The sequence below is a fragment of the Paenibacillus sp. P5_B5 genome, assembly GCF_056400365.1.
Window position 1 is genome coordinate 24,674 of record NZ_JBFULK010000007.1, and the last position, 15,264, is coordinate 39,937.

11 protein-coding genes are annotated in these 15,264 nt (G+C 42.0%); 4 read left to right on the top strand and 7 right to left on the bottom strand.

Features of this window, described 5'->3' with window-relative positions:
• Window positions 1-15: 15 nt before the first annotated feature.
• The gene (uvrB, locus tag AC1DOK_RS11285) at window positions 16-2,028 is read right to left on the bottom strand and encodes an excinuclease ABC subunit UvrB (RefSeq protein ID WP_477554379.1); all 2,013 of its coding nucleotides are present in this window, start codon (window positions 2,026-2,028) and stop codon (window positions 16-18) included.
• A gap of 266 nt (window positions 2,029-2,294) precedes the next feature.
• Here uvrB and AC1DOK_RS11290 point away from each other — a divergent pair, with 266 nt between their 5' ends.
• Together AC1DOK_RS11290 and AC1DOK_RS11295 are read left to right on the top strand one after the other, a co-directional pair.
• Complete coding sequence (locus tag AC1DOK_RS11290; RefSeq protein ID WP_477554380.1) at window positions 2,295-3,098, top strand: flagellar motor protein; 804 nt, start codon at window positions 2,295-2,297, stop codon at window positions 3,096-3,098.
• Window positions 3,082-3,840, top strand: a complete 759-nt coding sequence (locus AC1DOK_RS11295; RefSeq protein WP_477554381.1) for a flagellar motor protein MotB — start codon at window positions 3,082-3,084, stop codon at window positions 3,838-3,840. The genes AC1DOK_RS11290 and AC1DOK_RS11295 overlap by 17 nt, the downstream gene beginning before the upstream one ends.
• A 94-nt stretch (window positions 3,841-3,934) precedes the next feature.
• Here the strand turns inward: AC1DOK_RS11295 and AC1DOK_RS11300 are convergent, their stop codons facing one another.
• The 5 genes from AC1DOK_RS11300 to ftsE all read right to left on the bottom strand — a co-directional run bounded on the left by AC1DOK_RS11300 (window position 3,935) and on the right by ftsE (window position 9,617).
• The gene (locus AC1DOK_RS11300; RefSeq protein ID WP_477554382.1) at window positions 3,935-5,209 is read right to left on the bottom strand and encodes a PDZ domain-containing protein; all 1,275 of its coding nucleotides are present in this window, start codon (window positions 5,207-5,209) and stop codon (window positions 3,935-3,937) included.
• A gap of 11 nt (window positions 5,210-5,220) precedes the next feature.
• Window positions 5,221-6,714, bottom strand: a complete 1,494-nt coding sequence (locus AC1DOK_RS11305) for a S41 family peptidase (RefSeq protein ID WP_477554383.1) — start codon at window positions 6,712-6,714, stop codon at window positions 5,221-5,223.
• Window positions 6,715-6,795: 81 nt separating this feature from the next.
• The gene (locus AC1DOK_RS11310) at window positions 6,796-8,007 is read right to left on the bottom strand and encodes a murein hydrolase activator EnvC family protein (protein WP_477554384.1); all 1,212 of its coding nucleotides are present in this window, start codon (window positions 8,005-8,007) and stop codon (window positions 6,796-6,798) included.
• A gap of 31 nt (window positions 8,008-8,038) precedes the next feature.
• The gene (gene ftsX / locus AC1DOK_RS11315) at window positions 8,039-8,941 is read right to left on the bottom strand and encodes a permease-like cell division protein FtsX (protein WP_477554385.1); all 903 of its coding nucleotides are present in this window, start codon (window positions 8,939-8,941) and stop codon (window positions 8,039-8,041) included.
• Complete coding sequence (gene ftsE / locus AC1DOK_RS11320) at window positions 8,931-9,617, bottom strand: cell division ATP-binding protein FtsE (protein ID WP_477554386.1); 687 nt, start codon at window positions 9,615-9,617, stop codon at window positions 8,931-8,933. The genes ftsX and ftsE overlap by 11 nt, the downstream gene beginning before the upstream one ends.
• Before the next feature lie 188 nt (window positions 9,618-9,805).
• Between ftsE and AC1DOK_RS11325 the strand changes: the two genes are divergently transcribed.
• Window positions 9,806-10,930, top strand: a complete 1,125-nt coding sequence (locus tag AC1DOK_RS11325; RefSeq protein WP_477554387.1) for an acyltransferase — start codon at window positions 9,806-9,808, stop codon at window positions 10,928-10,930.
• Between the two features lie 306 nt (window positions 10,931-11,236).
• Window positions 11,237-12,802 carry a VanW family protein gene (locus tag AC1DOK_RS11330; protein WP_477554388.1) on the top strand — a complete coding sequence of 522 codons (1,566 nt, stop codon included), beginning with the start codon at window positions 11,237-11,239 and terminating at the stop codon, window positions 12,800-12,802.
• 492 nt (window positions 12,803-13,294) lie between these two features.
• On the opposite strand, the gene argH is transcribed toward AC1DOK_RS11330, so the two are convergent.
• Window positions 13,295-14,719, bottom strand: coding sequence for an argininosuccinate lyase (argH, locus tag AC1DOK_RS11335; RefSeq protein ID WP_477554389.1), 1,425 nt, complete (start codon window positions 14,717-14,719; stop codon window positions 13,295-13,297).
• Window positions 14,720-15,264 lie beyond the last annotated feature (545 nt).

The following is a 15,264-nucleotide window of genomic DNA, read 5'->3' on the forward strand; positions in this document are numbered from 1 at the left end:
CCAATAGCACCTCTCTCAGCTTTCCGCTTTTAACTCCAATACCACATCGCGCAGCTCTGCGGCTCGTTCAAACTGCAAGTTTCGCGCTGCATCTTTCATTTCTTTCTCTAGACGTTCGATCAGACTAAGTCGTTCCTTCTTACTCATCTTAGTGCTGGCATCCTTCATGCTACCTAGGTAATCTGCCTTGGATTCCGCAACCTTCGTCGCTTCAATCACATCGCGAACCTTCTTGTTAATTGTCTGCGGAGTTATACCATGCTTCACATTGTAAGCATGCTGAATTTCACGTCTACGCTCCGTTTCTTGAATCGCCTTGGTCATTGAATCCGTCATTTTATCTGCATACATGATTACAATCCCGCTAGAATTCCGTGCTGCACGCCCGATTGTCTGAATCAGCGAACGTTCAGAACGCAAGAACCCTTCTTTGTCTGCATCTAGAATCGTAACCAGTGATACTTCAGGCAGATCAAGTCCTTCTCTTAACAAGTTAATCCCAATTAAAACGTGAAAAACACCTAATCGTAAATCACGTAAAATTTGCATCCGTTCAAGCGTCTTAATATCCGAGTGCAAATAGCGCACCTTAATCCCGATTTCTTTGAGATAATCAGTCAAATCCTCGGACATTTTCTTCGTTAAAGTCGTTACAAGTACGCGCTCATCTACCGCGATCCGCTTGCGAATCTCTTCAATTAAATCATCGATTTGACCCTTAGTTGGGCGCACTTCAATAATTGGATCGAGCAAGCCAGTTGGACGAATGATTTGTTGAGTCATAGTCGGGCAATGCTCTAGCTCATAAGGCCCTGGTGTCGCTGATATATATATGGTCTGATTAACCTTAGCTTCGAATTCTTCAAATCGAAGAGGTCGATTATCCAGTGCAGATGGTAACCGGAAGCCATGTTCGACAAGTACTTCTTTACGTGCTCGGTCCCCATTATACATCGCCCGAATTTGCGGTAATGTCACATGGGATTCATCAATCATGACGAGCCAATCATCTGGGAAGTAGTCCAGTAATGTATAAGGCGTAGCTCCTGGCTCACGGAACGTCAATGGTCCGGAATAGTTCTCAATACCAGAACAAAAACCGATTTCCTGCATCATTTCGATATCGTATCTTGTACGTTGTTCTAGTCGCTGTGCTTCAAGCAGCTTACCCCTATCTCGCAGTACCGCCAATCGCTCTTCTAATTCACGTTCTATATTTACAATGGCAATCTTCATTTTATCTTCATGCGTCACAAAGTGTGAAGCAGGGAAAATAGCAATATAATCTCGTTCACCAACAATTTCTCCAGTAACTACATTAATGTCTGTTATACGTTCAATTTCATCTCCGAACAATTCTACTCGCACCGCTTGTTCGCTCCCTGATGCTGGGAAAATCTCAATTACATCACCACGGACACGGAATGATCCGCGCACAAAATTAATGTCATTGCGTTGATACTGTATATCTACTAGCCGGTGCAGAATTTCATTGCGTGGCTTCTCCATTCCAACTCTCAGATCAAGTAATAACGATCCATAGTCAGATGGAGAACCGAGACCATATATACAAGAAACAGAGGCTACGATGATCACATCACGTCTACCAAACAGCGATGATGTCGCTGAGTGTCGAAGCTGATCGATCTCATCATTGATACTTGAATCCTTCTCAATAAATGTATCAGAAGAAGGGATGTAAGCCTCCGGCTGATAGTAATCGTAATAGGAAACAAAATATGCCACTGCGTTGTTCGGAAAAAACTCCTTAAACTCTGAGCATAACTGAGCAGCTAGTGTCTTATTATGAGCAATTACGAGAGTTGGACGATTCAGCTTTGCGATAACTTGAGCTGCAGTAAACGTTTTGCCTGTACCTGTTGCACCAAGCAGTGTCTGATGCTTGAGACCTTGGCGTATTCCTTGTTCCAATTCGATAATAGCCCGCGGTTGGTCCCCTTGTGGAGAAAAATCTGAAATCAACTCAAATTTCTTATCACTTACCTTAATCTCACTAATCTCACTCATCATGACCCTCCAAACTACCCCATAGTTCCATAGCTTCTTCTTAGCTTGATACGTAATTATTTCTGTTAAGAAACTGCGGTTAATTCCTTCTATAAACTTTTATGCCCATCTTTCCGATATAAAAGTAGACATTCCGACAAAAAAACATTTTCCGGCTTCGCATAGGAATGTTTGTTCTCATTTGATTATACAATTATTTCTTGTTTGTTGCAATCAAACGTGACATGTCAGGTAAAGCTCATAAGTGATCTAGGGGTGGTAGAGACGTGGATTTAACAACATTAATTGGGCTTATAGTGGGACTTGGTTCATTGATAGGCGGCTTTATGTGGGATGGTGGGCACTTAAATGCATTGTATGTACCTAGTGCGATGCTCATCGTATTTGGAGGAACATTCGCTGCGGTTGCAATTTCATTCCCATCGAGTACGCTCAAAACATTACCTAAAGCTTTTTCAATTGCTTTTAAACAACCAAATCGCAATCCTTCTACCACAATCGAGGAAATCGTCGAGATGGCAACAATCGCGAGAAGAGAAGGCGTACTTGCCTTAGAGCAGCGCGCTCAGGAGCATACGAATCCTTTTCTCAAAGATGGATTATTGATGGTAGTTGACGGTACAGATCCTGAACTAACTCGCCAAATTCTCGAGCTTGAAATGGATGCTGTCGAGCATAAAGCAGAAGGCATGGCTAAGATGTTTGAATCTGCTGGCGGATACGCTCCAACAATGGGGATTATCGGTACGGTTATGGGTTTGATTCACGTACTCGGTAGCTTAAGTGGAGATCCAGGATTACTTGCTCCAGCTATTGCTGTCGCATTTACTGCGACATTGTATGGTGTTATGAGCGCGAATGCAATTTACCTTCCAATCGGCTCCAAAATCAAGATTCGTGGAAAGGAACAAATTGCGGAAATGGAGCTTATGCTCGAAGGTATTCTTGCCTTACAAGCAGGTGAGAATCCACAGCTAATCAAAAAGAAGCTAAACTCCTTTATTCATGACAAACCTACTTCGAGTAAGCAGCAAAGAGAGGATGGTGCTCTCGATGGCGAGGAGAGGTAAGAAGCAAGAAGAACATGAAAACAGTGAACGCTGGCTTATTACTTATTCAGATCTTATAACATTGCTACTCATCTTTTTCGTTGTTATGTATTCGATGAGTCAAGTCGATGTTGCTAAATATGATGTATTAGCTCGTTCTTTGAACTTGCAGTTTAATAAATCAGATTCGATTCTAGAAATGAATAGTGGACTCTCAGGTACCATGAATCCTACTGTATCAGATGGAGCCCTAAATCAGCATGGATCTAAACCACAAGATAACATCGATATTGCAGATAAAGAAAAGAAAGAGAAAGAGCTTTCCGATTTCAAGTACAAGATCGATTCCTATATTCAAGAGAATAAGCTAGAATCACAAATTGCGATCGCAGATACAACTAGAGGTATCACCATCACAATGAATGACATGTTCCTGTTCGATACAGGCAAGGCGGATCTGAAGCCTCCTGCCTTTGATATTATGGATAAACTAGCAACATTATTACCAGAGCTCAATAGCAAGGTTGCGATTGAAGGTCATACAGATAACGTGCCATTCTTGACAGGTTCATACTACAAGGACAACTGGGAACTATCCATTCAAAGATCACTATCAGTACTACGTTATTTGACTGGTAAAGTGCAATTGAATGAAAAAAACTTTATCGCTACTGGCTATGCTGACACAATGCCTAAGGTTGAGAATGATTCAGCTGAGAATCGCGCCAAGAATCGAAGAGTTGAAATTACAATCCTTAGATAAAACACAAAGACACAGATACCGAGAATAGTCGGGCTCTGTGTCTTATTTAGTTATATAGAATTTATATCATATAGCTCATCACATTCGGATGAGGTTAACTATTAGCCTGCTGGCCCTTTAGTTTACCTTTGATAAATGCAATGAAATTAGACTGTCTTAGCTCCAGGTAGTGCCTTGCCTCTTGATCAGGTGAGATAATAATACCAAGTGTATGATGATCGCCTGAAAAAATCGCACGTTGAGCAAACTTAATCTCTCCTTGCGTATTAAGCACTTCTAATTTGCAGAAAGCAGGATTGATGCGCATCGCTTCATGTAAATCTGTGCGGCTATGAATGAAGCTACCATTGACTTTACTAATGATCTCACCCGTCTTGAGCCCAATTTCTGCTGCAGGGCTACCCGGAATAACAGCAAGAATTCGAAGCCCTCTAGGATCGCTTACGAATAATGGCGCATCTTTCTTCTCTCTCCAAATTGAGTACCAGATCAGTCCTTCATGTAGCGCTATGCTTAGAATTGAAGTAACGACTACTAATGGTGTCCAGTAATACGAACCAATTGCGAAGATGATCATGATAAGTCCGTAGGCTAGCAAGCCACGTGAGCTTAGTTGAACCTTCTGCTTCGGAAGACGAGCAACACTTACTTCACTAAACCCTATCATAATTGGGAATCCAATCATCATAAAGCCAGCTCCCCATGCATCCCCACCGAATAGCGGCGTCCAAGGTAACACAAAACCATTACCACTTGCTACTACAGGCATTAATAGAAACAAAGGTACAGGCCAAAATCCTTGCAAAGAGTAACCTCCGACAATTTTCCCACGCTTGCCTGAGAAGAACATCGGAGAAGCCATCCGCTCGCCTTGTCGTGCAACTAATATGCCTTCTAATAGATGTAAGAGTCCAACTAACATGAGTAAGCTCGCCATTTGAGTATCCATGATCCAGCGGATCATGGGGCCAACAACCTGCCATTCAACTGAGCTAGGGAAAAATGAAAAAATCGCGTGCGTCAATCCTAGCACGCCTACCGAATAGGCAAGACAAAGGAAACGCACGCGGAATAACATCATAATGAGCGAAATCATCCATAATATGATAATCGTTCCGTTTGTCAGCTGTGCACCAAATGCCATCATAATAAGTGATAGCACAATACCGCCAATTGCTCCAGCTGCTACCGCGCGCAGCACTTCGCCCTTGAGCGAGTGCAGACGCGCATGAAACAGCGTTCGCTCAAGGCGAATTTGCTTGCTATATTGTAGTACTAAGAAGAGAATCGCAATATACAAAAATGGATTTAGAAGCAATTGCATAATGGCATATGCGAATTCTCCCAACAAGTCGATCCAAACATCCATAACGTAACTCCTTAACGGACGATTTGTTTGTTTACTTCTTTAATTGCAGCTTTGAGCTGTAAGTCGTTCTCCGGATTTTTGATCTCCGTTAGTACGGCTTGTTCAAGCTTCGTAGCTGTTTCCGAATCAACGACACCTGTATCAGGTAACTTAACGGACTGTTGGAACTTCTTAACAGCACTTGCCGTCTTTTCACTATAATAACCATCGACCCGATCAGGCTTAAAGTTAATTGCTTTTAGCATGATTTGAGCATTCTTCACATCATCACTAGAATCATTTAATTTCAAATCTGATTTCTTAGAGATAGGTACTACTTTAAAGAAATCAGGCTGTTCTACGATAATATCAGGCGTAATCCCTTTTTTGTGAATCCAGTTACCCTTAGGTGTTAACCATTTGAAGACAGTCATTTTGATGTTACTACCATCGCCGAGCTCTTTTGCAAACGTAATTTGAACAGTTCCTTTGCCATATGTGGTTTCACCCACTACTTTGGCTCCTGCACTCTCTTGCAACGCACCCGCAAGGATTTCAGAGGCACTCGCACTTCCCTTATTCGTTAGGACTACAACCGGATAAGGCTTAGTTGAACCTATAGACAAGGTTGGTTCACGATTACCATTGCGATCCTCAACGATGACGATCGGCTTCGTTTTATCTACAAATTGAGAAGAAATTTTCACTACAACGTCTAGTAGTCCACCAGGGTCATTACGCACATCGATAATTAACCCCTTCATTCCTTTACTTTCTAGACTACTTAGCTCTTTCAAGAAATGATCGCCTGTATTTGTAGAGAATTGAGTGATTTCAATTTTACCAATATCGCCACTCAGCATTTCAGCATATACCGTTTCTAAATCGATATCACTGCGAACAATCGTCAACTGAATTGGTTCATTAACTCCTGCACGCATTAGTTCCAGCTTAGCTTGTGTGCCTTTGGCACCCCTAATTTTCATAACAGCTTGATTAAGCGTTAGTCCATCGAGCTTCTCACCATTCACCGAAATGATAATATCTTCGGAATGAATACCTGCTTTCTCAGCGGGCGAGCCCTTAATAGGTGATACGACCTTCACCTTGCCATTATCCATGGTCACTTCAGCGCCAATTCCTTGAAAGGAAGAGGAGATAGACTCATCAAACTCCTTGGCTTCTGCTTGATCCATGTATGTAGTGAAAGGATCATCAAGTGCAGCTAACATCCCGTTAATAGCGCCATTAACAATAGTGTCATGCTCAACTTTAGTTAAATACTTATTGTTAATTAGCTGATACGTTTTGGATATTTTATTCAGGTCCTTGTTAGTCAACAAGTCCGAAGCCCCAGGACTAGGTGATAATTGCGCTTCTGTTTGCTTCTTGCTATTCCCAAATATACCTCCTAATGCAGAGGATAGAGCAGGATTAGCTGGGCTTATAAAAAGAATCGTTATGATTGAACTCGCTAGCATTCCTAACAATACAAACGCTAATACCGTACGTCCCTTGAATTGCAATGCCTGTTACACCACCTTTGTACAATGACCATAGTTCTTCGTATAGTATATGACAGGCCCTGCCAATTTATGAAGCTTGTACTACTTTAAGTAAGAACCGGCATTCACGACCTTCTCATCTACTCGCACTTCAAAATGTAAATGAGGCCCCGTTGATTGACCCGTTGATCCTACTTCAGCAATTTTCTGTCCACGCTTCACTTTAGCTCCCTTACTAACCTTAATTCCGCCATGACGAATATGGCCATATAGCGTCCATATTTCTTTACCATTCTTATCCTTACCATGATTAATAATAACACAGTTACCATAACCACTATAAGAACCTGCTAGAATGACAATTCCATCATCAGCTGCTAGAATGTCCGATCCACTCGGAGCACCAAAGTCAATTCCTTTATGGAACTCTCCCTGTTTACCTGTAACCGGATTCGTACGACTACCATATTCAGATGTTACTTTAGCTTGCTTAGCCAGTGGATAAGCGAATTTACCGCCACTATATTTATTTGTACCGCCACCTGCTGCCTTGGCTTTCTCAGCCTGCAGTTTGGATTCCTCACGAGCAAACGCGATTACATTTTCTTCTTCTTCTGCTGTGATTTTCTCAAGAACATGCTCTTCATTAGCAAGCTGAGCAACTCTAACTTCCTTCGCCTGCTCTTTCTGTTGCAGATCATTTCTTATATCCGTTGTCGATTCATATAGCTTCTGAGCTTCGGCAAGGCTTATCATGACCTCTTGCTTCTTAGCTGCTATCAAGTCACGATCTTTCTTGTTAGAGTCCAGAATCTCTTGGTCTTGAGTGAAGACCATTTGGAGAGAATCAAGTCGAGTCAAAAAGTCAGAAAAGCTCGTAGCGCTAAACAATACATCTAAATAAGAAACGGTACCATTCGTATACATCAGACGAAGTCTCGATTTAAGCAATCCATCACGTTTTTCAACTCGTGCTTCTGCTTCATCTAATTGTTTCTCTTGATTCGCTAGTTCAACTTCTGTTTTTTCTAGCTTAACATTTAATTGTTCCAGCTTCTCATAGGTGACTTTCAATTGATTGTTCAGATCGTCAATTTCCTTCAAAGTTAGCTGCTTGTCTGATTTAACTTGTGCGATTCTTGACTGAGCTTCTTTTGCTTTTTTCTGAGAATCAGCTTTTTTCTTCTTCGCATTAGCGATTTGTTGATCAAGATTTTTGGTCGAGGATGCTGCATAACTCGATGTTGTATGCGTCACTGATAACGTAAAAATAAGTCCAACTACCGTCACTACATATAGTACTCGTTTGTTCATTGGCCCACGCCCACCTCCATAATGGTTTCTTTTAAACCTTAAGTGATTTACGTACCGACATGACACTGCCCCACACACCAATAAAAATACCTAATCCGATTAGAATACTGATAATTGGCAGATACACTTCTGCAAAAGGCTTAAAACTGATCATAAGTAGATTGATATCGAGCGAATCCGTATTATCAAGCTTGTAGTAACCAAATAAAATGACAGCCGTTGGAATGACAGATCCTATTAATCCGAGTAGTGCACCTTCAATGAAGAATGGCCACCTAATAAACCAATTCGTTGCACCTACCAGCTTCATGATTGATATCTCAGTATCTCTTGCCATGATTGTCAATTTAATCGTATTGGCAATTAAGAATATAGCTGTAATAGCGAGGAGAGCCACTAGTACGAAACCAACATTACGAATCGTATCAGTCACTTTAAACAGCTTCTCTACTACACCCTTACCATAATTAATTTTGAAAAATTGCGGTTCAGCCTTGCCCTTATCAAGTGCAACTAAACTGTTCGCTACACTCTCAATATTACGAGGATCATCCACCTCGACTGTATACGCATCCATAAGCGGATTATCTTCCTCTGTACCTTCTAGTACATCACCTAGTTGCTCACGTAAGTATTTAAGTCCTTCTTCTTTTGAAACATATGTAATTTTCCATACACCAGGAATCGCCTGAATTTCCTTGCCAATGGCATCTACTTGCTCCTTAGGTAAATTCACCTCTAGGAACACTTGGATCTTCACGTCACTTTCAACCTGATCAGCAAAATAGTTAACATTCATACTTAACAAGAGGAATACACCAAGAATAAACAAGGAGATTGTAATCGATGAAATAGAAGCAAATGTCATCCATCCATTGCGGATAATATTCTTGAAGCCTTCGCGTAAATGTCGAAGTATTGTTCTAGTCTTCATATCCATAATCACCTCGCAGTTCATCGCGAGCGATTAGCCCATTCTCAATGGCAATAACACGTTTACGCATGCTGTTAACAATATCTTTATTGTGTGTTGCCATAATAATCGTTGTTCCACGGAAATTGATTTCTTCTAACAGCTTCATAATCCCCCACGAGGTTTCTGGATCTAGATTCCCTGTCGGTTCATCTGCGACAATTACTGACGGATTGTTCACTATTGCCCGGGCAATTGCTATTCTTTGCTGTTCGCCACCTGATAATTGGCCTGGTAGAGAGTTAGCCTTATCTCTTAATTTGACAAGCTCCAACACTTCCATTGTCCGTTTCTTAATTAGCTTCGGATTCGCTTCAATAACTTCCATAGCAAATGCGATGTTCTGATAGATTGTTAGCTTAGGCAACAAACGAAAATCCTGAAAGACAACGCCAATATTTCTTCTGAAATAAGGGATTTTGCGCTGTTTGAGCTTCTCAATATTAAATCCATTCACGAAAATCTGGCCTTTAGTAAGTCTCTCTTCTCTGTATATTAATTTCATGAACGTAGATTTACCAGCTCCGGACGGACCTACTACGTACAGAAAATCATTCCGATCTACTTTGATACTTATCCCACGTAATGCTTGCGTTCCATCAGGATACGTCTTCCATACATCCTGCATTTCTATCACAATACCACATCCTGTTCTATAGCTTTATTTATTCGACACAGCTGACATAATTCCTCTACTAGTCCATTATTTCAACATACTTTCTCATTATATCATTATATGGATAGCGATTTCGACGTTCATAGGAGTTTTTTTGTAGAAACCATTCTAATTATCCATTATAATGTGCAATGGGATGTGATAAATTCATGAGTAACCATTCTCCAAAACTAGCCGTAAAATCAAAAATTCCAGAACTTGATTTTGTGCGCGCATTCGCTATTATAGCTGTCGTTCTCATTCATTCTACCTCTGAAGCGACGGTGATACCGGAATCCGGTAGTTTAACACAGATATTCTTCTATACGGTCAATAAGCTAGGTGCATTTGCTGTTCCAGTTTTTATTATTTTGAGTGGGATCGTATTGTTCTATAGATACTTTGATCAATGGAAGGCAAGTGATTCACTTACTTTCTACAAAAAACGGATCATTAGCGTGGTATATCCGTATCTAGCATTTTCCTTGTTATACTATTTTTTCTACCAATATCTGTATAATGGAAAAATTTTTTTTGATTCACGAGCTTTCCTAGACCTTCTGCCTCTGGGGGATGCTGCTTACCATCTCTACTATATGATTATTATCATTCAGTTCTACTTGTTGTTTCCGATCTTTATAACGCTAGCCAAACAATCGCGTTTATTCGAACGCTATCTGATTCTAATCGGATTACTCATTCAGGGTGGATTCTACGTCTATATTCACTGGTTTAATACAACCATCCCGAACCGTGCATCGATCTCATTAACTTACTTTGCCTTATTCCTGATTGGCGCTGCTATTGGAATCCATTATAGTAAAATATCTGCATGGATCGAACGCAATCTGAAATGGATCATTCTACTAACGATATTAATCGCAATCACGCATGTAGGCATGCACAGTGCAGGTACGTATTGGCGTATCAAAATAGAAAACACCTGGTATATGCTCGTCTATAACGCTTATGCCTTACTCATGACGATCGCCTTGATCGGTATTGGCAAATGGATATTGAAGCGTAGTCCCATGTTGTCAAAGCCCTTTATTCGATTAGGAAAAGTATCCTTCGGTGTCTATCTTGTGCACCCTGCTGTACTCAGCTCCTACAAAATGTATTTCCCAGCTTCCGGAGGAACTCTTGCATTCAGCTTGAATGTCTTTATCGGTTTCATCGCTGCGTTGTTCGGCACATGGTTAATTGTCGAAGCCTATTATTTAATCAAACAAACGATTAGACCTTCCAAAAAGAGACCTGCAAAACCAATTGCAAACACTGGTGAATCTGCTTAACTGATTCAGACTAGTTAGATGAGTTGCCCCAGATTTAGTTGATGAGTTTCTTAAGACTTGTTGCTTGATCAGAGACACAGTACCCTAAGCTCTTATATATTACGACAACACAAAAACGCATCCATCTCCAGACGGGTGCGTTTTTGTGTTGTGTAGATCTTACTTATAGATCTTATAATTATAGATCTTATAACTTGTATAGATAAAGCTGTGATACATGCCTCCAGGGATGAATATATTATGAGTACAGGCTACAAGAAGCTTTAAGCCTCTTGATGAATTCGTGCCCTGAGGAGAACAATTATGATGAAAAATATGCGTCTGATGACCTTCATTGTAGTCGGCTTAATTAGCTTATTAATGATATTCACCATTACCGTACGATGGTACGGATTACAAACGAAGATGCCGACGGGGTTTGTCGTCGGCGGATGGAACGCGGGCGGCATGGAGCTAGGCGCCATGCGCCAGGCTTGGGCTGCGCATCTAAAGCGCTTAGATGCGCTGCCCGTGCAGCTGCAAACCGACCAGGATATGGTCGGTTCACGCACACTGCCGCTGGGTGAGCTTGGGCTGCGAGTCGATGACTCGCAGCTGCAAGCCGCCCTGCAGCGGCTGTTCACGGGCACGGTGGCGGAACGTGCGAAGCAGCGCTGGCTGCTTCGTGATGCGCACATCACCGTGCCAATGCGAATTGACGCGGTGGCTCTAGAGAGCCGCGTCCGTAAAGAATGGAGCGCGCTATATGCTCGCGCGCCCGTACCCGCTAAGCGTGTCATCACCGCTAGCGATGAAATCGCTTATGATGCGGAGCGCTATGAGCCCCGCATCGACATCGCCGCGTTAGCAGCGCGGCTCGAAGCAACGCTTCAGCCGCTTAGTGCTCAGCTCACACCAGTCTCACCTGCACCTGTTCCAGTACCTTTACCTGCTGCAACATCTAAACCAGCACCTTCGTCTGTACCTGGATCTACATCTCAGCCTAAACCAACTACACCACCGCCCGCTCCAACTCCTGCATCCAAGACATTCACCATGCGCATTGCACTACCAGTTGTCGCGCAAAAACCAACTACAACCATCGATATCTTACGAGCCCAAGGCATAGACCGCAAAATCGCAGAATTCAGTACACCGATCATTGACCTCTCTGCCGGAAGATTGCACAACGTTACTGCACCAGCGACCGTCATTCAGGACATGATTCTGAAGCCTGACGAAATATTCGATTACGCCAAAGTAATTGAACAAGCTAAGCAGCAATTCGGGTTTCAAGAGTCCAAAGTGATTCTCAACGGCAAACTCGTTAACGGAATCGGCGGTGGCATATGTCAAGTATCGACGACACTCTATAATGTTGCACTTCGTAGTGGACTTGAAATTCTCGAACGCCGTAATCATTCACTTCCAATCTCGTACGCACCTCTTGGTCAAGACGCTACATTCTCAAGCGATTGGATTAACTTCCGCTTCCGCAACAATACAGGATCTCACCTACTGATCCGCACTGAAACACAGCCAAAGAAATTTACAGTTAAGCTATTCGGTCGTTTGCCAGAAGGCATAAGCTATGATATTAGCTCAAATATACTCGAAACCCTGCCTATACCCATTAAATATGTCAGCAACCCTAAGCTCAGTCCAACAGAACAGGTCAAAATCGTTGAAGGTAAGCAGGGTTACATCGTCGAAACTTACCGCATCACCATGAAAAACGGCCAAGTTATTGCACGTGACAAAATATCCAAAGACAAATACGCACCTCAACCTACAATCTATGCGGTCAAAGAACCTGCATCACCACCGGCACTCAACGCTCCTGAAGAACAGCACAAAATCGAAGATGGTGTAAAAGGTCCCATTTTTAGATAGATTGTGGCTTGCGATAAAAATTTCGAACTAGAAAATTTAACTCAAGTTGAAATTGTCCCGTAGAGAGGGACAAAAATCATAGTTTGTCTTTCAAAGGGAGGACACGGACACTATATCAAGTTGCACATGTCGATGGACTCTGATGCAGGTCAATTTACTACATATAGACATTTATAAACTAATTCACCTATATGTAGATTTGATGATTGGACATGATTCACAATTTAACTATCCCCTTCGTGTCCTCCTTTGAAAAGACAAAATGCGCCTAAATGTCCACTGTAGGGGGACATTTAGGCGCATTTTTTATGCATATAGTTAAATTATAATGAAAATCGATCTCGGTATATCTGGAAAGCACGAAATCGAATAAAATCGAACCGGACCCGATTAGAATAAATATTCTGGATTGGTGGGGCTGAGTCGAGTCGTAATTGGTCATGATCGATTATGATCCTTCATGATGGACTATGATTGTCGAGACTAATCTAACTAGACTGTCTGATGTGATTTCGCTAGGTAGGCTTCTAGCCACTCAGCGGTTTCAGTGAGTTTTGATTCTGCTCGTGTGATGGCAGCGGACACTTGAGGTGTTGCTGTGCCTCCGTATACGTTACGAGCATTTACTACCCGTTCTGGTTGAAGAACGGCATAAATACGGTCATCGAACAATTCGGAGAATTGTTTGAATTCATCTAGCGTTAGATCAAGCAGGAACTTACCATTTTGGATGCAGTAAAGTACGGTTTTGCCGATGACCTCATGAGCTTCTCGGAACGGCATGCCTTGTCCTACTAGGAAGTCAGCGATGTCTGTTGCATTGGAGAAGTCTTGGTTAACAGCTTGACGCATACGTGCTTGGTTAACCTTCATAGTTGCAACCATCGGTGCAAACAATTGAAGCGCTCCTTGCAGGGTACGAACAGTATCAAACATGCCTTCTTTGTCTTCCTGCATGTCTTTGTTGTAAGCAAGAGGTAATGATTTAAGGACAGTCAGTAGACCAAACAGGTTACCGTATACACGTCCTGTTTTGCCACGAACAAGTTCAGCTACGTCAGGATTCTTCTTCTGCGGCATGATCGAGGAGCCTGTGCAGAACGCATCGTCTAGTTCAATAAAACCAAACTCTGTGCTCATCCACAACACCATTTCTTCACATAAACGAGATAGATGAACCATGATCATAGAAGCATTGGATAAGAATTCAACGATAAAATCACGATCACTTACAGCATCTAACGAGTTTTCATATACACCATCAAAGCCTAGAAGCTCGGCTGTATAGTGACGATCGATCGCAAACGTTGTGCCAGCTAATGCACCAGCTCCAAGTGGCAGCACGTTAATACGCTTATAGCTATCTTGCAGACGTTCAATATCACGACCGAACATCGATACGTAAGCCATTAAATGATGCGCTAAAAGAATTGGCTGTGCACGTTGTAAATGAGTATAGCCCGGAATAATGGTATCTATATTCGCTTTGGCTTGTACGATTAAAGCTTCTTGCAGCTTTTGCAGTAGACCCACAAGCTCTACTACACGCTTACGCAAATAGAGATGCATATCAGTTGCCACTTGGTCGTTGCGCGAACGGCCTGTATGAAGCTTGCCACCAACTGGCCCGATGAGATCAATTAGTGTTTTCTCGATATTCATATGAATGTCTTCGTTAGCAATCGTATATTCCAGCTCGCCACGCTCGATCATACCGAGCACTTGCTGTAATCCATTCTTGATTGTCTCTACATCTTCAGCTGGCAATACGCCACATTTACCAAGCATAGATACATGCGCCATAGAACCTTGAATATCTTCTACTGCTAGTTCTTTATCGAACGTGATCGAAGCGGTATACTCCTCCACGAGCTGATCTGTTTTTTTTGTGAAACGGCCACCCCATAATTTACTCATTGTTGCCCTCCAGCTCCTTTGCCTTCATGTGCACATCTGTTAAAAACGCAAGAAGAAACGTCTCTGCCGTCATTAATCAACCGTTGCATTTTCTCTATCGGTCGTTAAACAACCATTGTGTTTCTTATCAGTGGTTAAACAACTGTCGCGATTCTTTGTCGATCAATAATCAACCACTGTGTGTATTTCTATTGATTGGTATTCAACCGCTTCGTTTCTCTATTGACTGGTATTCAACCACTACGTCTGCAAATGATCGTTAATAAACCGCTGCGTTTCTTATTTTGTAAGTTTGAATAGGGCTCAACGCTAAAATCAGTGCTTGAACAAATGGAATTGTGTCGATTGATGAACGCTGCGTAGACGGATTGTCCTTACGATCAATAATTTAGAGCTTTGAATAGTTTTGTAAAAAAAGAGCTTGATAGCGTATGAGCGAGCGCACTCGACTTCTATCCGCTAGCAAGCTCTCTTATTTATACTATTTACGAGCGTTCTGATCTACTCTGGTTTGTACTATTAAGGAGCGTTCTGATCTCCTCCGG

Coding starts and splice junctions, on each gene's coding strand:
- uvrB (WP_477554379.1), bottom strand. CDS start 2,028: ATGAGTGAGATTAGTGAGATTAAGGTAAGTGATAAGAAATTTGAGTTG.
- AC1DOK_RS11295 (WP_477554381.1), top strand. CDS start 3,082: ATGGCGAGGAGAGGTAAGAAGCAAGAAGAACATGAAAACAGTGAACGC.
- AC1DOK_RS11300 (WP_477554382.1), bottom strand. CDS start 5,209: ATGGATGTTTGGATCGACTTGTTGGGAGAATTCGCATATGCCATTATG.
- AC1DOK_RS11310 (WP_477554384.1), bottom strand. CDS start 8,007: ATGAACAAACGAGTACTATATGTAGTGACGGTAGTTGGACTTATTTTT.
- ftsX (WP_477554385.1), bottom strand. CDS start 8,941: ATGAAGACTAGAACAATACTTCGACATTTACGCGAAGGCTTCAAGAAT.
- AC1DOK_RS11325 (WP_477554387.1), top strand. CDS start 9,806: ATGAGTAACCATTCTCCAAAACTAGCCGTAAAATCAAAAATTCCAGAA.
- AC1DOK_RS11330 (WP_477554388.1), top strand. CDS start 11,237: ATGAAAAATATGCGTCTGATGACCTTCATTGTAGTCGGCTTAATTAGC.
- argH (WP_477554389.1), bottom strand. CDS start 14,719: ATGAGTAAATTATGGGGTGGCCGTTTCACAAAAAAAACAGATCAGCTC.